Here is a 19217-nt window from a genome sequence, read left to right on the forward strand (position 1 = left end):
ATGGCTATCGAAATCAATGTACCGGACATCGGGGCTGATGAAGTTGAAATCACCGAGATCCTGGTCAAAGTAGGCGACAAAGTTGAAGCTGAACAGTCGCTGATCACCGTAGAAGGCGATAAAGCCTCTATGGAAGTCCCGTCTCCTCAGGCTGGCATCGTTAAAGAGATCAAAGTCTCTGTTGGCGATAAAACCGAGACTGGCAAACTGATCATGATTTTCGATTCCGCCGACGGTGCAGCAGCTGCTGCACCTGCGCAGGAAGAGAAGAAAGAAGCAGCTGCTCCGGCGGCTGCACCAGCGGCTGCGGCTGCAAAAGACGTTAACGTGCCTGACATCGGCGGTGACGAAGTCGAAGTGACTGAGATCATGGTGAAAGTGGGCGACACTGTTGCTGCTGAACAATCCCTGATCACCGTAGAAGGCGACAAAGCCTCTATGGAAGTCCCGGCTCCGTTCGCGGGCGTGGTGAAAGAGATCAAAATCAACACCGGCGACAAAGTGTCTACCGGCTCCCTGATTATGGTCTTCGAAGTGGCGGGTGCTGCACCGGCTGCGGCTCCAGCACTGGCGGCTGCTCCGGCGGCGGCTGCTGCACCAGCAGCGTCTGGTGCGAAAGACGTTAACGTTCCGGATATCGGCGGTGACGAAGTTGAAGTGACTGAAGTGATGGTGAAAGTGGGCGACAAAGTTGCCGCTGAGCAGTCACTGATCACCGTAGAGGGCGACAAAGCCTCTATGGAAGTCCCGGCTCCATTCGCAGGTACCGTTAAAGAAATCAAAATCAGCACCGGCGACAAAGTGTCTACCGGCTCTCTGATCATGGTCTTCGAAGTAGAAGGCGCTGCGCCTGCTGCGGCTCCGGCTGCTGCGCCAGCACCTGCTGCCGCCGCTCCGGCGCCTGCTGCGAAAGCCGCTGCACCGGCCGCGAAAGCAGAAGGCAAATCTGAGTTTGCTGAGAACGACGCGTACGTTCACGCGACTCCGCTGATTCGTCGCCTGGCGCGCGAATTCGGCGTGAATCTGGCGAAAGTGAAAGGGACGGGCCGTAAAGGTCGTATCCTGCGCGAAGACGTTCAGACTTACGTGAAAGAAGCTGTGAAACGCGCTGAAGCGGCACCAGCTGCTGCTGCCGGTGGCGGTATTCCGGGCATGCTGCCATGGCCGAAAGTCGACTTCAGCAAGTTTGGCGAAATCGAAGAAGTGGAACTGGGCCGTATCCAGAAAATCTCTGGTGCTAACCTGAGCCGTAACTGGGTGATGATCCCGCACGTTACTCACTTCGACAAAACCGATATCACCGATCTGGAAGCGTTCCGTAAACAGCAGAACGCCGAAGCCGAGAAACGTAAACTGGACGTGAAATTCACCCCAGTGGTCTTCATCATGAAAGCTGTTGCGGCAGCTCTTGAGCAGATGCCTCGTTTCAACAGCTCCCTGTCTGAAGATGCACAGCGTCTGACGCTGAAGAAATACATCAACATTGGTGTTGCGGTTGATACGCCAAATGGTCTGGTTGTTCCGGTCTTCAAAGACGTGAACAAGAAGAGCATCACTGAGCTGTCCCGTGAACTGACGGTGATCTCCAAGAAAGCGCGTGATGGTAAGCTGACTGCCGGCGAAATGCAGGGCGGTTGCTTCACTATCTCCAGCATCGGCGGCCTGGGTACTACCCACTTCGCGCCGATTGTTAACGCGCCGGAAGTGGCGATCCTCGGTGTGTCCAAGTCCGCGATGGAACCAGTGTGGAATGGTAAAGAGTTTGTGCCGCGTCTGATGATGCCAATCTCTCTCTCCTTCGACCACCGCGTGATCGACGGTGCTGATGGTGCGCGCTTCATTACCATCATCAATAACACCCTGAGCGATATTCGCCGCCTGGTGATGTAATCGCAAAAGCCGGCCAGTCGGCCGGCTTTTTGTCTTGTAATCTCATGAAAATTGTGAGGTTATTGGTAAAGACAAGAATTCATGAGCCGTTTGTTGTTTCAAAATTGTTAACAATTTTGTAAAATACGGGCGGATAGAACGTCCCGGTGGATGAAGGGCGACAAGTACCTGGACCGCCGGAAATCAATAAGAGGTCATGATGAGTACTGAAATCAAAACTCAGGTCGTGGTACTTGGGGCAGGCCCGGCAGGTTACTCTGCTGCCTTCCGTTGCGCTGATTTAGGTCTGGAAACCGTTATCGTAGAACGTTACAACACCCTCGGCGGTGTTTGTCTGAACGTCGGCTGTATCCCTTCTAAAGCACTGCTGCACGTTGCAAAAGTTATCGAAGAAGCCAAAGCACTGGCTGACCACGGTATTGTCTTCGGCGAGCCGAAAACCGATATCGACAAGATTCGTACCTGGAAAGAGAAAGTGATCACTCAGCTGACCGGCGGTCTGGCGGGTATGGCCAAAGGCCGTAAAGTGAAAGTGGTCAACGGTCTGGGTAAATTCACCGGGGCTAACACCCTGGAAGTGGAAGGCGAGAACGGCAAAACCGTGATCAACTTCGACAACGCGATCATCGCGGCGGGCTCCCGTCCGATCGAACTCCCGTTCATTCCGCATGAAGATCCTCGCGTGTGGGATTCCACCGACGCACTGGAACTGAAAACCGTACCAAAACGCCTGCTGGTTATGGGTGGCGGTATCATCGGTCTGGAAATGGGTACCGTATACCATGCGCTGGGTTCAGAGATTGACGTGGTTGAGATGTTCGACCAGGTTATCCCGGCTGCCGATAAAGATATCGTTAAAGTCTTCACCAAACGCATCAGCAAGAAATTCAACCTGATGCTGGAAACCAAAGTCACTGCCGTTGAAGCAAAAGAAGACGGTATTTACGTTTCCATGGAAGGCAAAAAAGCCCCTGCTGAAGCGCAGCGTTACGACGCCGTGCTGGTGGCGATTGGCCGTGTGCCAAACGGTAAAAACCTCGATGCAGGCGCTGCTGGCGTTGAAGTGGACGACCGTGGCTTTATCCGTGTGGACAAACAGCTGCGTACCAACGTGCCGCACATCTTTGCTATCGGCGATATCGTCGGTCAGCCAATGCTGGCGCACAAAGGTGTTCACGAAGGTCACGTTGCCGCTGAAGTTATCGCGGGAATGAAGCACTACTTCGACCCGAAAGTCATTCCATCAATCGCGTACACCGAGCCGGAAGTTGCCTGGGTCGGTCTGACCGAGAAAGAAGCGAAAGAGAAAGGCATCAGCTACGAAACCGCCACCTTCCCGTGGGCAGCTTCTGGCCGTGCGATCGCTTCCGATTGCGCCGATGGCGTGACCAAACTGATCTTCGACAAAGAGACTCACCGTGTGATCGGTGGTGCGATTGTCGGTACCAACGGCGGCGAGCTGCTGGGTGAGATCGGTCTGGCTATCGAAATGGGCTGTGACGCTGAAGACATCGCGCTGACCATCCACGCGCACCCGACTCTGCACGAGTCCGTGGGCCTGGCTGCAGAAGTGTTTGAAGGTAGCATCACCGACCTGCCAAACGCGAAAGCCAAGAAGAAGTAATCTCTCGAACCGTAAAAAAGCCGCTCAACTGAGCGGCTTTTTTTATTTACGGCGCAACGGGCTGCCACTCTTTATCAGGATGATAAGCCGTTATCTCTTTCGCTTTCTTCTGCGATTCACTTCCCAGGTTCGTCTGATACACCTGATCATCACCGTTCACCACAAAACTCATCACGCCAGTCTGCCCATAGCTGACGGGCCAGGCGATCATCGCAAAGCCGTTGTCTTTATCCTGCAGAATGCGGAAGTGATAGCCGTGATAACCGGTTCCCGGCACCTGCGGGCTGAATGCTGGCCCTAGCGGGCTGGGCGCTTCACCCGGCGCGGCTGGCCAGTATAAACCGTCTTTTTTCCCTTCAGCGCTGATCACTTTTTCCGCATAGCGATGGTTGAGTGCGAAGAAACTCTTCTGTGCATCCACGTAGGCGTGGAGCGCTTCAATAGCGGCCAGCTCGTTGCGACCGATCTCCCGTGTCAGGATCTCCTCTGCGGCTTTTTGCATATCAAACTGCCAGCCAGCGGCGCGTTTCACCGCCGGGATGGGCAATTGCCAGTCGCTGTCGCCCACGTTGAGGTGCGCCACATCGCCGTTGATCACCGTGTGGTGGCTGACTTTCCAGTCGCGCAGAAAACGGTCGACCGCCTCCGGATCGACGCCTTCGGGCGGCAGAAAATCACGCCAGTCATCGCCGAGCAGATTTTTCATCTCGGCTTCGTTTTGCCCGCTGATGGCTTTCGCCAGCGCGCTGGTCGCCTCGTCCGGCGTGGCAAAATGCTGCTGTGCGAGGGCGAAGGTTGAGACCATGAACAACATCATCCCACTGAGTAATTTCGTTTTCATTTCGATTCCCTTAGCGGTGACGGAATTCACGGTGTTCGTTGCGGCCTGCCGGCATTTGCCGTGACTGCTGACGATTCTGGTGCTGCGCGGTGAACTGACGGCTTTGCGCCCCGCGCTGTTGCTGCGCCTGCCAGTTGGCTGAGCGGCTGTCGTTGCCGCTTAACGCATTGGCTCGCGGTTGCGTATTTCGCTGGCGGGTTGGCTGTGAGGCCGGTCGATCCTGTCGTTGTGACAGATTCTGATGATTCTCGCGCTGCGCTTTGTTATTCGCTCGCTGGGCGGTGTTTGGTTTACTGGTGTCGTACCCGCGATAGTTATTACGCTGGGAAATCTGCTTCAGCTGATTGTTCGCCGCCTGACGCTGCACGTCTTTGGTTGCCGGGCGCTGGGTTTGTGAAAGGGTTTTCCCGGTTGATTGCTGGACCTGCGCCATCGCCGCCTGACGCTGGCTGTCGCGATTGACCGGTTGATGCTGAGTGGCACTCAGACCCGTCGCGCTGTTCGTCGAGTGGAAGCGGTTGTTCAGCTGATTATTCGGATACGGAACCCCTTCGCGATAGGCCGGATTATGCTGCCAGGTGCGGTTGTTATCCGTCAGGCGCTGTCCGCTGATTTTGTTGAAATTATCCACGTTGATATTGATGTTATTATCACCATTGCGGTTATAGCCACCGTTGTGGTGATCGTAGTCATCGTGATCATGATGGTGGTAATCGTCGTCATCGTCCCAGTCGATATTGCTGAAAATCGCGTAAGTCGTGGCGACCCCAAGGCTAAACCCAAGGCCTTTCACCAGGCTATTGGTAAACTGCTCGCCAGGGGAAGGGGGCAGGTATACCGGCGGATAGCTGGCGCTGGGCCAGGTGCCGTAAACCGTGTTGGGATTGTAGGTCGGGACGTAAACCACCTGCGGATCGGCGGACTCGATTTTGATCACCGTTGGACTGGTCGTCGTGGCAGCGGTCGTTGACGCTGAGAAGGACGCTGTGGTGGCAGCCGGGGCCGCTTTCTTCACGCTGGTGACCGTTTGCTGTGGCGTGGACTGCAGCGCACCCGTCTGCTGGGCCAGGAGCCGCAGACGCTGGACGGAGTCCATCACATCTTTCGGCTGAGCCAGAAACGCATCGCCGAGATTCTGTATCCATGGCGGATTTTCCCCCATCAGGGACATCAACTGAGGGAAGGCCACCAGGGATTTAACGCTGGGGTCCCACGGCTGATTGCTCACCGCCTGAATGGCGGCATCACCCTGCATTTTAGGGTTATCTTTCGACCACTGCGCGGCCTGAATCACGTTTGCCGGGTAGGTTGAGGCCATCAGGATCTGTGAGAGCAGTGCGTCAGGGTAGAGCGCGATGGGCGCGGTCCACTGATCGATTTGCGCGGCGGTATAGGTCGGGGTGACCACCGGGGCGGGTATCGGGGAAACAGGTTGAGGTGCGGTGGGCGCCACAGCGGGCGGAGGCGTTGAAACCGTTTCGGGCGCTCGACTTTTCACATACATGACGCCGGATGCGGCTAACAGCCCGGCACTGCACAGCAAGACAAGCAGATGTGGCTTAAAGGGCAACTTCATAGTGTGACTCCAGCGTAAGCAGTGTCGATGAGCGTTCTTGTTGCCGCGAGTATATTCACCCGTATTTTGTGGTTTTGATTAATGTTGGGAAACGGCCCGCTGTATCCGGATAAAGAGTGTGAGCATTTATTACACAAATTATATCCGATGGGGAAAAAGGCGTGAGATATTCAGAAGGCCGCTCTTGCGAGCGGCCAGCAATAAACCGCTGAAAGGCGGTTTTTTTGTGCCCGAAAAATCCCGCTCTCCGCGCGCTATACCATCCTTAACGATTCAGCAAACTATTTAATGTTGCTTTTTTGTAAACGGATTAACACTGTGCAGAAATCCTGCTATGCTGCCCGACGCGGTATCGGGCATTTACCCTACAAACTGCTGTCTCACAGGAGCGTGAAGAGAACGCCGACCGCATATGACAATGAGAGCGAGGAGAACCGTCGTGCTAGAAGAATACCGTAAGCACGTAGCAGAACGTGCCGCCGAGGGAATTGTACCGAAACCCTTAGATGCAACCCAGATGGCCGGCCTCGTCGAGCTGCTGAAGAATCCGCCTGCGGGCGAAGAAGAATTCCTGTTAGATCTGTTGATCAACCGTGTTCCGCCAGGCGTCGATGAAGCCGCGTATGTGAAAGCCGGATTCCTTGCTGCCGTTGCCAAAGGCGAAGCAACCTCCCCACTGGTTACTCCTGAAAAAGCGATTGAACTGCTCGGCACCATGCAGGGCGGCTACAACATCCATCCGTTAATTGATGCACTGGACAGCGACGCGCTGGCACCGATTGCCGCAAAAGCGCTGGCACAGACGCTGCTGATGTTTGATAACTTCTACGATGTGGAAGAGAAGGCGAAAGCAGGCAACGTCTATGCGAAACAGGTGATGCAATCCTGGGCTGATGCCGAATGGTTCCTGAACCGTCCTCAGCTTGCTGAAAAAATTACCGTTACGGTCTTCAAAGTGACCGGCGAAACCAACACCGATGACCTGTCTCCGGCCCCGGATGCCTGGTCCCGCCCGGATATCCCACTGCACGCCCTGGCGATGCTGAAAAACGCCCGCGAAGGCATTAATCCCGATCAGCCGGGCGTTGTCGGCCCGATCAAACAGATCGAAGAATTAAATAAGAAAGGCTTCCCGCTGGCGTATGTCGGTGACGTGGTCGGTACCGGTTCTTCGCGTAAATCCGCAACCAACTCTGTGCTGTGGTTCATGGGCGATGACATCCCTCATGTCCCGAACAAGCGCGGCGGCGGTCTGTGTCTCGGCGGCAAAATTGCACCTATCTTCTTTAACACCATGGAAGATGCGGGCGCACTGCCGATCGAAGTGGATGTGAGCGACCTGAACATGGGTGACGTGATTGACGTTTATCCGTTCAAAGGCGAAGTCCGCAACCATGAAACCGGCGAACTGCTGGCCAGCTTCGAGCTGAAAACCGATGTGCTGATTGACGAAGTCCGCGCCGGTGGCCGTATTCCGCTGATCATCGGTCGTGGCCTGACCACCAAAGCGCGTGAAGCGCTGGGCCTGCCGCACAGCGATGTGTTCCGTCAGGCGAAAGACGTGGCGGAGAGCACTCGCGGCTACTCCCTGGCTCAGAAAATGGTTGGCCGCGCGTGCGGCGTGACGGGTGTTCGTCCGGGCGCGTACTGCGAACCTAAAATGACCTCCGTCGGTTCTCAGGACACCACCGGTCCTATGACCCGTGATGAGCTGAAAGACCTGGCGTGTCTGGGCTTCTCGTCCGACCTGGTGATGCAGTCCTTCTGCCACACGGCTGCCTATCCGAAGCCGGTAGACGTGACCACACACCACACGCTGCCAGACTTCATCATGAACCGTGGCGGCGTATCGCTGCGCCCTGGCGATGGCGTTATCCACTCCTGGCTGAACCGCATGCTGCTGCCGGATACCGTGGGTACCGGTGGTGACTCCCACACCCGCTTCCCGATCGGCATCTCCTTCCCGGCAGGCTCTGGCCTGGTGGCGTTTGCTGCCGCAACGGGCGTGATGCCGCTGGACATGCCGGAATCCGTTCTGGTGCGCTTCAAAGGCAAAATGCAGCCGGGTATCACCCTGCGCGATCTGGTGCATGCGATCCCGCTGTACGCGATCAAACAGGGTCTGCTGACCGTTGAGAAGAAAGGGAAGAAAAACATCTTCTCAGGCCGCATTCTGGAGATCGAAGGTCTGCCGGATCTGAAAGTTGAGCAGGCGTTTGAGCTGACGGATGCCTCTGCCGAGCGTTCTGCGGCAGGCTGTACCATCAAGCTGAACAAAGAGCCGATCGTTGAGTACCTCAGCTCTAACATCGTGCTGCTGAAGTGGATGATCGCAGAAGGTTACGGCGATCGTCGCACCCTCGAGCGCCGTGTGCAGGGTATGGAAAAATGGCTGGCCGATCCGCAACTGCTCGAAGCCGATGCTGACGCGGAATACGCGGCGGTTATCGACATCGATCTGGCGGATATCAAAGAACCAATCCTGTGCGCACCAAACGATCCTGACGATGCGCGTCTGCTGTCTGACGTGCAGGGCGATAAGATCGACGAAGTGTTCATCGGCTCTTGCATGACCAACATCGGCCACTTCCGCGCTGCCGGTAAGCTGCTGGATACCCACAAAGGCCAGCTGCCAACGCGTCTGTGGGTCGCTCCGCCAACGCGTATGGATGCGGCACAACTGACGGAAGAGGGCTACTACAGCGTCTTTGGTAAGAGCGGTGCGCGTATCGAAATCCCTGGCTGTTCCCTGTGTATGGGTAACCAGGCGCGTGTGGCTGACGGTGCAACGGTAGTTTCTACCTCGACCCGTAACTTCCCGAACCGTTTAGGGACCGGTGCGAACGTCTATCTGGCCTCTGCGGAGCTGGCGGCTGTTGCGGCGCTGATCGGCAAACTGCCGACGCCGGAAGAGTACCAGACCTTCGTTGCTCAGGTTGATAAGACGGCGGTGGATACCTATCGCTATCTGAACTTCGACAAGCTCTCTCAGTACACCGAGAAAGCCGACGGCGTGATCTTCCAGACCGCCGTGTAAGATGTTGCCGGGCGGCACCGCGCTGCCCGGCCTGCAAGACAATAAAACCCCGCGTTTTGCCCGCGGGGTTTTTTATTTTCCACTCCTGACACCCGTCCCGCTTTTTATCTCCTCTCTATCTGCGATAATTACGCCAATGGCTCTGCAGAGGAAAACACCATGGATTACGAATTTCTGCGCGATATCACCGGAGTGGTGAAAGTGCGTATGTCGATGGGCCACGAGGTGGTCGGGCATTGGTTTAACGAAGAAGTGAAAGAAAATCTCGCCCTGCTCGACGAAGTCGAAGACGCTGCGCAAACCGTAAAAGGCAGCGAGCGATCCTGGCAGCGCGTCGGACATGAATACACCCTCTGGATGGACGGGGAAGAGGTCATGGTGCGCGCCAATCAGCTTGAGTTTTCAGGCGATGAGATGGAAGAGGGGATGAGCTACTACGACGAAGAGAGCCTGTCGCTGTGCGGCGTGGAGGACTTTTTGCAGGTGGTAGCGGCGTACCGTGATTTCATGAAACAGAAGTAAATCAGCGGAGCTTCCTTGCCCCCCGTGCGCTTTACACGGCCGGAATATTGCGGCCGTAGTAGATTTCGCGCATCTCTTTCCAGAGCAGGTCGGTAATTTCCTTCCGCTCCTCTTCGCTTAAATCTTCTGGCCTGGTGTGGAACATGTAATGCTTCAGGTCGAATTCCTTCAGTAACATCTTGGTGTGGAAGATGTTTTCCTGATAGACGTTCACATCCATCATGTCATACAGCGCCTTCATGTCCTCGGACATAAAGTTCTGAATCGAATTGATCTCATGATCGATAAAATGCTTCATGCCGTTGATATCACGAGTGAAACCGCGCACGCGGTAGTCCACGGTGACAATATCGGATTCCAGCTGATGGATAAGATAGTTCAGCGCATTCAGCGGTGAAATCACCCCACAGGTGGAGACCTCGATGTCAGCGCGGAAGGTACACAGCCCGCCTTCCGGGTGGCTTTCAGGATAGGTGTGCACGCAGATATGGCTCTTATCGAGATGGGCGACCACCGCCTCGGGCAGCGGGCCAGGGTGCTCGGTGGGATCGATAAGCTGCGGGTCGATCGGCTCTTCGCTCACGAGGATCGTGACGCTGGCACCCTGCGGTTCATAGTCCTGACGCGCAATGTTCAGGATATTGGCCCCGATGATGGAGCAGGTTTCTGACAGGATCTCGGTCAGGCGGTTGGCATTGTAGAGTTCATCGATATAGGCGATATAACCATCGCGCTCCTCCGCTGTTTTCACGTAGCAGATATCGTAAATACAAAAACTCAGGCTTTTGGTCAGGTTGTTAAAGCCATGCAGTTTCAGCTTTTTCAATTTAGTTCACCCCCTTAGAGGACAGCGCGTCTTGCAGATATTGTGGCAGGGCAAAGGCCGCCGTGTGGACTGCCGGATTATAGTAGCGGCATTTCAGGCCTGCCTGATGGAAGCGTGCCTGGATTATCTCGGTCGACAGATGGCGTAGCGCCCCGTTATCCGTCGCCCAGGCAAAGGTCATGATGCCGCCGTAGTAGGTGGGGATCGCCGCCTGATAGAAGCTGACGTCATCAAAATAGGTGCTCAGCTTGCGATGGCTGTCGAGGGCTTCGTCCTGCTGCAGGAAACAGACGCCGTTCTGCGCCACGAAAATCCCGCCAGGGTTCAGGCAGCGTTTGCAGCCTTCGTAGAAGGACGAGGTGAAGAGCGTCGCGCCCGGCCCGATGGGATCGGTGCAGTCGGAGATGATCACATCGAAGGTCTGGCGGGTCTGATTAACGAAATTAACCCCGTCGTCGATCACCAGCGTAAAACGCGGATCGTCGTAGCTGCCCGCATTGTGGTTTGGCAGGTATTGGCGACAGAAAGAGACCACGCCGGCGTCGATCTCGACCATCGTGATACTCTCGACGGTTTTATGGCGGGAGACTTCGCGCAGCATTGCGCCGTCGCCGCCGCCGATAATCAGCACGTGTTTCGCGTGCCCGTGCGCCAGCAGCGGCACATGGGTCATCATTTCGTGATAGATAAACTCATCGCGCTCGGTGGTTTGCACCACACCGTCAAGAGCCATGACGCGCCCGAACGCGGCGTTCTCGAAAATGATCAGATCCTGATGATCGGTCTTCTCATGATAAAGCACGTTATCAACGGCAAAGTACTGACCAAACTGGTCATGCAGCGTTTCATGCCACAAGGTGTTATCGGTCACAGGCTGATACCTCCTTTGTTAACATCCATTACACCCACGCAAAATGGGCGCAACATCATAGCCAACAACGACCGCGCATGCACGGCCATCATTGCAACAAAGGGGCGCGGGAAGGGTTACTTCACGTAGGCGAGCAGGCTCAGCGAATCGCGGGCCAGCGCTTTGCATTTTTTCGCGACAGGAATGCCAATGCCGCTTAAATCGCGGTAACTGTCTTCACCGAGCGCCTTCATGTCAAAGCTATCGTAGTTGCTGAGATCCCATTGATTTTGCTGGGCAAAAAAAACCAGTGCACGACGAATCTGCCCGTTGGGTAAATTCTGGTATCCACAATCGTTTTTCAGGAAAACAAAAACTGCCGTCAGATCGGCCATATCTTCCGCTTCGTTTTCACTCAGCGCATAACTGTTCGCACTCATCGCCACCAGGCTGGCGAACAAAATTGTCCTGAAAAACGTCTTCATTGCTTTTACCACTGCGTCACGGAAATTAAACGTTAGCATACTTGATACCAGCGCGACGACCTTTATTATTGCCGCTTTACTTGACCTTCTCCCAAGGGGAGGGTTTAAGCTCAAAATATCGCCTGCACGGAAAAAAGGAATGAACATGCAACGTCGTGATTTTTTGAAATATTCAGCCGTACTGGGGGCTGCCAGCGCGTTACCTTTATGGAGCCGCGCCGCATTCGCCGCCGACAGACCCACCCTCCCCATCCCTGATTTACTGACTGCCGACGCCCGCAGTCGCATCCAGTTAATCGTTCAGTCGGGAAAATCGACCTTTGGCGCGCATCAGGCCACCACATGGGGATATAACGGTAATTTGCTCGGTCCGGCGCTTCAGCTTTCCCGGGGCAAACCGGTGACGGTGAATATTCATAATACCCTTGCGGAAGAGACGACGTTGCACTGGCATGGCCTGGAGGTTCCCGGCGAGGTCGACGGTGGCCCGCAGGGGGTGATCAAAGCGGGCGGTGAGCGCACGGTGACCTTTACCCCGGACCAGCACGCAGCGACCTGCTGGTTCCATCCCCATCAGCATGGCAAAACCGGGCATCAGGTGGCGATGGGGCTGGCGGGGCTGGTGCTCATTGAAGACGACGAAAGCCGGATGCTGCGTCTGCCAAAACAGTGGGGCATCGACGATGTGCCGGTGATCGTACAGGACAAGAAATTTACCGCTGAGGGGCAGATCGACTATCAGCTCGACGTGATGAGCGCCGCTGTCGGCTGGTTTGGCGATACGCTCCTGACCAACGGGGCGATTTATCCGCAACATTCAGCGCCGCGAGGCTGGCTGCGCCTGCGCCTGCTCAACGGCTGTAACGCGCGCTCCCTTAACTTTGCCACCAGCGATCAGCGTCCAATGTACGTGGTGGCGAGCGACGGCGGGCTGCTGGCTGAGCCGGTGAAAGTCAGCGAACTGCCGATGCTGATGGGCGAGCGTTTTGAAGTGCTGGTGGATATCAGCGACGGGAAACCGTTTGACCTCATTACGCTCCCGGTGAGTCAGATGGGGATGGCCGTTGCGCCGTTCGATAAGCCGCATCCGGTGCTGCGCATTCAGCCGCTGCGGGTGACGGCGTCCGGTACGCTGCCGGATACGCTGGCGGCCATGCCTGCGCTGCCGTCCCTCGACGGATTAACCCAGCGTAAACTCCAGCTGTCGATGGACCCCATGCTCGACATGATGGGCATGCAGGCATTGATGAACAAATATGGCGATCAGGCGATGGCGGGCATGCACCACGGCCAGTCGATGGGGCATATGAATATGGACCACGGCAAGATGGGCAACATGGGCCATATGAATCACGGCGGCGGGAAAGGGTTTGATTTCCATAACGCCAACCGTATCAACGGCCAGGCCTTTGATATGAACACCCCGATGTTTGCGGCCAGCAAGGGCCAGTACGAACGCTGGGTGATTTCAGGCGAGGGCGACATGATGCTGCATCCGTTCCACATTCACGGCACGCAGTTCCGCATTATCTCCGAGAACGGCAAAGCGCCTGCGGCACATCGAACGGGCTGGAAAGATACGGTGCGGGTGGAGGGCGGAGTAAGCGAAGTGCTGGTGAAGTTTGAGCATGACGCGCCGAAGGAGTTTGCCTATATGGCCCACTGCCATCTGCTGGAACATGAAGATACGGGGATGATGCTAGGGTTTACGGTGTAAAAAAGCCGGGCGGCGTTTCGCCTTACCCGGCCAGAGTTCTAAAAACGGCAACCCCAAGGTTGCCGTTTTGCATTTCACTCACATCTACTTCACATCATCCGGCAACGCATACGCGACGATATAGTCGCCCATCTTCGTGCCAAATGACCCGTGACCGCCCGCGGAGATGACAACGTACTGCTTGCCATTCGCTTCGTAGGTCATCGGTGTGGCCTGTCCACCGGCCGGCAGACGGCCTTGCCACAGTTTCTCACCGTTAGTCATGTTGTAGGCGCGCAGGTAGTTATCTGCGGTTGCCGCGATGAACAGGACGTTTCCGGCAGTAGAGATCGGGCCGCCGAGCATCGGCATACCCATATTGAACGGAACAGGAACCGGCATCGGGAACGGCATGCTGTCCTGTGGCGTACCAATACGTTTTTTCCATACCACCTGGTTCGTTTTCAGATCCAGCGCGGAGATATAACCCCAGGCAGGCTGTTTACACGGCAGGCCAAACGGAGAGAGGAACGGGTTCAGCGTAACGCCATACGGCACGCCGTACTGCGGCTGAATACCGGCTTCAGTGCCGCTGCCTTTCGCATCTTTCGGCTGCTCCATCGGGTTACCAGGACCGCGTGGGATCAGCTTCGAGACAAACGGCAGTGCCATCGGGTTGGCAATCGCCACCTGACGGTTTGGATCGACCGAGATGCCGCCCCATTCAAACATCCCCAGGTTACCCGGGAAGACCAGCGTGCCCTGCTCAGACGGCGGGGTGAAGATGCCTTCATAGCGCAGCTGATGGAACATCACGCGGCACACCAGCTGATCGAACATCGTGGCGCCCCACATGTCCGCACCGGTCAGATCTTTCTTCGGACGGAAGCTCAGGTCAGAGAACGGCTGCGTTTTCGAAACGTAGTCGCCTTTCGCTGCGCCCTGCGGTACCGGTTTTTCCGGAGCCGGAACCACCAGTTTGCCGTTAGAACGGTCGAGCACGAAGATGTTGCCGGTTTTCGCTGGCGCGTAGATGACCGGAACAGTTTTTCCGTTGACGGTAATGTCGGCCAGCGTTGGCTGGGACGGCATATCCATATCCCACAGATCGTGGTGAACGGTTTGATAGCTCCAGGCCAGTTTCCCGGTCGTTGCGTTCAGCGCCACGATGGCACTGGCGTAACGCTCCTGCTCTGGCGTGCGGTTCCCGCCCCAGATATCCGGCGTGGTCACGCCCATCGGCAGATAGACCAGATCCAGCTTCGCGTCATACGCTGCCGGTGCCCAGGAGTTCGGTGAGTTAAAGGTGAAGGTGTGTTCATCCGACGGGATGGCGTTAGGATCTTTCGCGCCCGGATCGAAGGCCCACAGCAGTTTGCCGGTGTTCACGTCGAAACCACGAATCACACCCGAGGTTTCACGGGTAGAGAAGTTATCCGTGACAGAACCGGCAATGACGATGGTTTTATCGGTGATGATCGGCGGTGACGTCGGCTCATACAGGCCCGGCGTGGTATCCGGCATGTTGGTCTGCAGGTTGAGGATACCTTTGTTGGCAAAGGTTTCGCACAGCTTGCCGGTTTCGGCGTTGATCGCAAACAGACGGCCATCGTTCACCGGCAGCATGATACGGCGAGGACAGTCAGCCACCACGTCCGGGCTGGCGTTGTCCGCGCGCGCTTCGTGGTAAGAGACGCCACGACAGGTCACGTGCTGGAAGGAGGTGTTGGTGTTCAGCTGCGGATCAAAGTGCCATTTTTCCTTACCGGTCGACGCATCCAGCGCGAACAGACGCTGGTGAGCGGTACACAGGTACAGCATGTCGCCCACTTTGATCGGGGTGACTTCGTTGGTCAGCTCACCCGGATCGTTCGGCTGCTTCAGATCGCCGGTACGGAACGTCCAGGCTTCTTTCAGGTTTTTCACGTTATCGGCGTTGATTTGCTTCAGCGGCGAGTAACGTTGTCCTTCCTGATTGCGCCCATACGCTGGCCAGTCGCCGTCAGCCACCTGAGAAATGGCGGCGGCAGGCGTGGAATCGGCACTCAGAGTACCTTTCACTTCCTGCGGATCGTTAAATCCGGCCCAGGTCAGAATGCCACCGGTGATGAGCAACGCCACGACCAGTGCCGCAACCGCACCGCTGGACGGCACCAGCAGGCGACGCCAGACGAAGGGCAAGATCAGCCAGATACCAAAGAAGACAAGAATGTCGCTACGCGGCGTGAGCGCCCAGAAATCGAAGCCGACCTCCCAGACACCCCAGATCATCGTTGCGAGCAGAAGTGCTGCGTAAAGCCACAGCGCGGAACGTTTACGCCGCAAAAGCAGGACGGTCACAGCAATCATAACCAGGCCCGCAATCGGGTAGTACCAGGAGCCGCCAAGCGCGACCAGCCATACGCCACCGATTAACAGATACAGCGCGCAGAATGCGGCAAAAGCGGCTGTTAACGTTACCAGTAGACGCGGCTGTTGAGATTTTATTTCAGCCATAGAAAAGTACTCTGTAGTTTGTTAATTATTTGATAGCAATTAATTATAGGTATTAACAAGTGTGATCGGAATCACAAAATGAGCTTTTTGTAACTCATGCGCCAGGCGAATCCATTTGCTGGTATACTGCCGTACTTGTGAATCATTGCCGGACGTATCTGCATCCGCAGTGATAGATTGGTTTTAAATCATACGGTTAGTAATATGAAACATAGTGTTGAAGTGATGATCCCGGAAGCGGAGATCAAAGCGCGTATCGCCGAACTGGGTCGTCAAATCACCGAACGTTATCAGGACAGCGGCAGCGATATGGTGCTGGTGGGTCTGCTGCGCGGCTCATTCATGTTCATGGCAGACCTGTGCCGTGAAGTTCGGGTGTCCCATGAAGTGGATTTCATGACCGCGTCCAGCTACGGCAGCGGTATGTCGACCACCCGTGACGTGAAAATCCTGAAAGATCTGGATGAAGATATTCGCGGCAAGGATGTGTTAATCGTAGAGGATATTATCGACTCCGGTAACACGCTCTCTAAAGTGCGCGAGATCCTGAGCCTGCGCGGCCCGAAATCCCTGGCGATCTGCACCCTGCTGGATAAACCGACTCGCCGTGAAGTTGATGTCCCGGTTGAATTTGTTGGTTTCTCGATTCCGGATGAGTTCGTGGTGGGTTACGGCATCGATTACGCACAGCGTTATCGCCATCTGCCGTATGTCGGGAAAGTGGTACTGCTGGACGAGTAATCTCAGTGGTCTAGCCCGGAAGCACTGTGCTTTCCGGGCCTGGAAAGCGTGAACGGCACATCTTAAGGCCGGGTAAGGCGAAGCCGCCGCCCGGCTTTTTTGCAGGTTATTTGTGGTTAACGTGCTTGAGCTTCAGGTTGGCAATCCCGGAACGGTAGCGCTGCTCCAGGGTTTCGCGGTTGGTGGCGGTCACTTCCAGATTGCGCAGCAATCCATCATGGATACCGTACGCCCAGCCGTGAACGGAGACTTTCTGCCCGCGCTTCCATGCTGACTGCATGATGGTGGAGTGGCCAAGGTTATAGACCTGCTCCATCACGTTAAGCTCGCACAGGGTGTCGAGGCGACGCTCCTGCGGCATTTCGCCCAGCAGTGAGCTATGTTTGAACCAGATATCGCGAATATGCAGCAGCCAGTTGTCGATCAGCCCCAACTCCGGGTTTTCGACCGCCGCCTGCACACCACCGCAGCCGTAATGGCCGCAGATAATAATGTGCTCAACTTCCAGCACATCAACCGCGTACTGCACGACGGAAAGGCAATTGAGATCGGTGTGAATGACCAGGTTTGCGACGTTACGGTGAACGAACAGTTCACCCGAATCAAGGCCTGTCAGGCGTTCCGCCGGGACGCGGCTGTCAGAGCATCCAATCCATAAAAAACGTGGATTCTGCGCCTTCGCCAGCTTCTCAAAAAATCCCGGGTCCTCTTCTACCAGCATTTTTGACCATAGTGCATTGTTGCTGATGAGTGTATCTATGTCATTCATAGAGGTTAACGACCTGTAACCGAGTAATAGCGTTGCGCTAATATAGGGTAACTCGACTTTTATTGAAACCACACAACGTGTGTCAGAACTATAGGTAAGTTTAATTCATGACTATCGCACTTGAGCTTAAGCAGCTTAAAAAAGTCTATCCGGGCGGCGTTCAGGCGCTGCGCGGAATTGATTTGCAGGTCGAAGCGGGGGATTTCTACGCCCTGCTGGGGCCGAATGGCGCGGGGAAATCCACGACCATCGGCATCATCAGTTCGCTGGTGAACAAGTCTTCGGGCAGCGTCGCGGTGTTTGGCTATGATCTCGAAAAAGATGTGGTCAACGCCAAACGTCAGCTGGGGTTGGTGCCGCAGGAATTTAACTTCAACCCGTTTGAAACCGTGCAGCAAATTGTGGTGAATCAGGCGGGTTACTACGGCGTAGAACGTCAGGACGCCATCGAGCGCAGCGAAAAGTACCTCAAACAGCTCGATCTGTGGGAAAAACGCGGCGAACGTGCGCGCATGCTCTCCGGCGGGATGAAGCGCCGTCTGATGATCGCCCGCGCCCTGATGCACGAGCCAAAACTGCTGATCCTTGATGAGCCAACGGCGGGTGTGGATATCGAACTGCGCCGCTCGATGTGGGGTTTCCTGAAGGATTTGAACGACAAAGGCACCACCATCATTCTGACCACCCACTACCTCGAAGAAGCTGAAATGCTGTGCCGCAATATCGGCATCATTCAGCGCGGCGAGCTGGTGGAAAACACCTCGATGAAGAATCTGCTGTCCAAGCTGAAGTCCGAAACCTTTATCCTCGATCTGGCGGCCAAAAGCCCGCTGCCGAAGCTGGAGGGCTATCAGTACCGTCTGGTGGACACGTCGACGCTGGAAGTGGAAGTCCTACGCGAGCAGGGCATTAACAGCGTCTTTGCGCAGCTGAGCGCGCAGGGCATTCAGGTATTAAGTATGCGTAACAAAGCTAACCGACTGGAAGAACTGTTTGTCTCGCTGGTCCAGGATAAACAAGGAGAGCAGGCATGATGCATCTTTACTGGGTGGCGCTAAAAAGTATCTGGGCCAAAGAGATTAACCGCTTTATGCGCATTTGGGTGCAAACCCTGGTGCCGCCGGTGATCACCATGACGCTCTATTTCATCATCTTCGGGAATCTGATTGGCTCCCGTATTGGTGAAATGCATGGCTTTACCTATATGCAGTTTATCGTGCCGGGCCTGATCATGATGGCGGTGATCACCAACGCCTATGCCAACGTAGCGTCGTCGTTTTTCAGCGCGAAGTTCCAGCGTAACATTGAAGAGCTGCTGGTGGCCCCGGTGCCAACGCACGTCATCATCGCCGGTTATGTGGGCGGCGGCGTAGCGCGCGGGCTGGCGGTAGGGATTCTGGTGACGGCTATCTCGCTGTTCTTCGTCCCGTTCCAGGTACATTCATGGATGTTCGTGGCGCTGACCCTGCTGATGACCGCGATCCTGTTCTCGCTGGCTGGCCTGTTGAACGCGGTGTTTGCGACCACTTTCGATGACATCAGCCTGATCCCGACCTTTGTCCTGACGCCGCTGACCTATCTCGGTGGGGTGTTCTACTCGCTGACGCTGCTGCCACCGTTCTGGCAGGCGCTGTCGCACCTGAACCCGATTGTCTACATGATCAGCGGCTTCCGCTTTGGCTTCCTCGGCATTACTGACGTGCCGCTGTTTACCACCGTCATCGTCCTCGCCGTCTTCATCATCGCTTTCTATATTCTGTGCTGGTATCTGATCCAGCGCGGACGCGGATTGCGCAGCTAATCCGCATCCCCGGCAGCACTCTGTCTGCCGGGGCATTTTCTTTGATAGTTATCACCATAAATT

General features: G+C 55.7%; 15 protein-coding genes. 8 read left to right on the top strand and 7 right to left on the bottom strand.

Features of this window, described 5'->3' with window-relative positions; translation table 11 throughout:
- Positions 1–1890 carry a pyruvate dehydrogenase complex dihydrolipoyllysine-residue acetyltransferase gene (aceF, locus tag ACB496_RS03720; RefSeq protein ID WP_371974488.1) on the top strand — a complete coding sequence of 630 codons (1890 nt, stop codon included), beginning with the start codon at positions 1–3 and terminating at the stop codon, positions 1888–1890.
- 199 nt (positions 1891–2089) lie between these two features.
- The gene (gene lpdA / locus ACB496_RS03725; protein ID WP_100777599.1) at positions 2090–3514 is read left to right on the top strand and encodes a dihydrolipoyl dehydrogenase; all 1425 of its coding nucleotides are present in this window, start codon (positions 2090–2092) and stop codon (positions 3512–3514) included.
- A 46-nt stretch (positions 3515–3560) separates the two neighbouring features.
- On the opposite strand, the gene ACB496_RS03730 is transcribed toward lpdA, so the two are convergent.
- Positions 3561–4355 (bottom strand): DUF2950 family protein, encoded by a 795-nt coding sequence (locus tag ACB496_RS03730; RefSeq protein ID WP_371974490.1) that lies wholly within the window; start codon positions 4353–4355, stop codon positions 3561–3563.
- A gap of 10 nt (positions 4356–4365) precedes the next feature.
- Positions 4366–5931: a DUF3300 domain-containing protein gene (locus ACB496_RS03735; RefSeq protein ID WP_371974492.1), complete on the bottom strand. Its 1566-nt coding sequence runs from the start codon at positions 5929–5931 to the stop codon at positions 4366–4368.
- 439 nt (positions 5932–6370) lie between these two features.
- Between ACB496_RS03735 and acnB the strand changes: the two genes are divergently transcribed.
- A complete protein-coding gene (gene acnB / locus ACB496_RS03740; RefSeq protein ID WP_100777596.1) occupies positions 6371–8968 on the top strand; it encodes a bifunctional aconitate hydratase 2/2-methylisocitrate dehydratase in 2598 nt (865 codons plus the stop codon).
- 159 nt (positions 8969–9127) lie between these two features.
- On the top strand, positions 9128–9490 hold the full coding sequence (gene yacL, locus ACB496_RS03745) for a protein YacL (RefSeq protein WP_100777595.1): 363 nt from the start codon (positions 9128–9130) through the stop codon (positions 9488–9490).
- 31 nt (positions 9491–9521) lie between these two features.
- On the opposite strand, the gene speD is transcribed toward yacL, so the two are convergent.
- From speD to ACB496_RS03760, 3 genes are all read right to left on the bottom strand, one after another.
- Entirely contained in the window at positions 9522–10316 is a 795-nt protein-coding gene (speD, locus tag ACB496_RS03750; RefSeq protein ID WP_100777594.1) for an adenosylmethionine decarboxylase, read from the bottom strand.
- Position 10317: 1 nt separating this feature from the next.
- Positions 10318–11187 (bottom strand): polyamine aminopropyltransferase, encoded by an 870-nt coding sequence (gene speE / locus ACB496_RS03755; protein ID WP_100777593.1) that lies wholly within the window; start codon positions 11185–11187, stop codon positions 10318–10320.
- A 116-nt stretch (positions 11188–11303) separates the two neighbouring features.
- On the bottom strand, positions 11304–11651 hold the full coding sequence (locus tag ACB496_RS03760; protein WP_100780766.1) for a YacC family pilotin-like protein: 348 nt from the start codon (positions 11649–11651) through the stop codon (positions 11304–11306).
- Between the two features lie 145 nt (positions 11652–11796).
- Here ACB496_RS03760 and cueO point away from each other — a divergent pair, with 145 nt between their 5' ends.
- Positions 11797–13368, top strand: a complete 1572-nt coding sequence (gene cueO / locus ACB496_RS03765; protein ID WP_194512719.1) for a multicopper oxidase CueO — start codon at positions 11797–11799, stop codon at positions 13366–13368.
- A gap of 84 nt (positions 13369–13452) precedes the next feature.
- Here cueO and ACB496_RS03770 read toward each other — a convergent pair whose 3' ends face one another.
- Positions 13453–15843, bottom strand: a complete 2391-nt coding sequence (locus ACB496_RS03770; protein ID WP_129035411.1) for a glucose/quinate/shikimate family membrane-bound PQQ-dependent dehydrogenase — start codon at positions 15841–15843, stop codon at positions 13453–13455.
- Between the two features lie 204 nt (positions 15844–16047).
- Here ACB496_RS03770 and hpt point away from each other — a divergent pair, with 204 nt between their 5' ends.
- The gene (gene hpt, locus ACB496_RS03775) at positions 16048–16584 is read left to right on the top strand and encodes a hypoxanthine phosphoribosyltransferase (RefSeq protein WP_371974496.1); all 537 of its coding nucleotides are present in this window, start codon (positions 16048–16050) and stop codon (positions 16582–16584) included.
- 106 nt (positions 16585–16690) lie between these two features.
- On the opposite strand, the gene can is transcribed toward hpt, so the two are convergent.
- Positions 16691–17353, bottom strand: coding sequence for a carbonate dehydratase (gene can / locus ACB496_RS03780; RefSeq protein WP_095280808.1), 663 nt, complete (start codon positions 17351–17353; stop codon positions 16691–16693).
- Positions 17354–17460: 107 nt separating this feature from the next.
- On the opposite strand from can, the gene ACB496_RS03785 reads away from it, so the two are divergent.
- Both ACB496_RS03785 and ACB496_RS03790 read left to right on the top strand, forming a co-directional pair.
- Positions 17461–18387: an ABC transporter ATP-binding protein gene (locus ACB496_RS03785; protein ID WP_100777589.1), complete on the top strand. Its 927-nt coding sequence runs from the start codon at positions 17461–17463 to the stop codon at positions 18385–18387.
- On the top strand, positions 18384–19154 hold the full coding sequence (locus tag ACB496_RS03790) for an ABC transporter permease (protein WP_100777588.1): 771 nt from the start codon (positions 18384–18386) through the stop codon (positions 19152–19154). Before ACB496_RS03785 ends, ACB496_RS03790 begins: the two co-directional genes overlap by 4 nt.
- Positions 19155–19217 lie beyond the last annotated feature (63 nt).

The sequence above is a fragment of the Lelliottia nimipressuralis genome, assembly GCF_041464075.1.
Classification (GTDB): Bacteria; Pseudomonadota; Gammaproteobacteria; order Enterobacterales; family Enterobacteriaceae; genus Enterobacter; species Enterobacter nimipressuralis.

Excerpts from the sequence above, each read along its gene's own strand:
- aceF (WP_371974488.1), top strand. The coding sequence starts at position 1 with ATGGCTATCGAAATCAATGTACCGGACATCGGGGCTGATGAAGTTGAA.
- lpdA (WP_100777599.1), top strand. The coding sequence starts at position 2,090 with ATGAGTACTGAAATCAAAACTCAGGTCGTGGTACTTGGGGCAGGCCCG.
- ACB496_RS03730 (WP_371974490.1), bottom strand. The coding sequence starts at position 4,355 with ATGAAAACGAAATTACTCAGTGGGATGATGTTGTTCATGGTCTCAACC.
- ACB496_RS03735 (WP_371974492.1), bottom strand. The coding sequence starts at position 5,931 with ATGAAGTTGCCCTTTAAGCCACATCTGCTTGTCTTGCTGTGCAGTGCC.
- yacL (WP_100777595.1), top strand. The coding sequence starts at position 9,128 with ATGGATTACGAATTTCTGCGCGATATCACCGGAGTGGTGAAAGTGCGT.
- ACB496_RS03760 (WP_100780766.1), bottom strand. The coding sequence starts at position 11,651 with ATGAAGACGTTTTTCAGGACAATTTTGTTCGCCAGCCTGGTGGCGATG.
- cueO (WP_194512719.1), top strand. The coding sequence starts at position 11,797 with ATGCAACGTCGTGATTTTTTGAAATATTCAGCCGTACTGGGGGCTGCC.
- ACB496_RS03770 (WP_129035411.1), bottom strand. The coding sequence starts at position 15,843 with ATGGCTGAAATAAAATCTCAACAGCCGCGTCTACTGGTAACGTTAACA.
- hpt (WP_371974496.1), top strand. The coding sequence starts at position 16,048 with ATGAAACATAGTGTTGAAGTGATGATCCCGGAAGCGGAGATCAAAGCG.
- can (WP_095280808.1), bottom strand. The coding sequence starts at position 17,353 with ATGAATGACATAGATACACTCATCAGCAACAATGCACTATGGTCAAAA.
- ACB496_RS03785 (WP_100777589.1), top strand. The coding sequence starts at position 17,461 with ATGACTATCGCACTTGAGCTTAAGCAGCTTAAAAAAGTCTATCCGGGC.
- ACB496_RS03790 (WP_100777588.1), top strand. The coding sequence starts at position 18,384 with ATGATGCATCTTTACTGGGTGGCGCTAAAAAGTATCTGGGCCAAAGAG.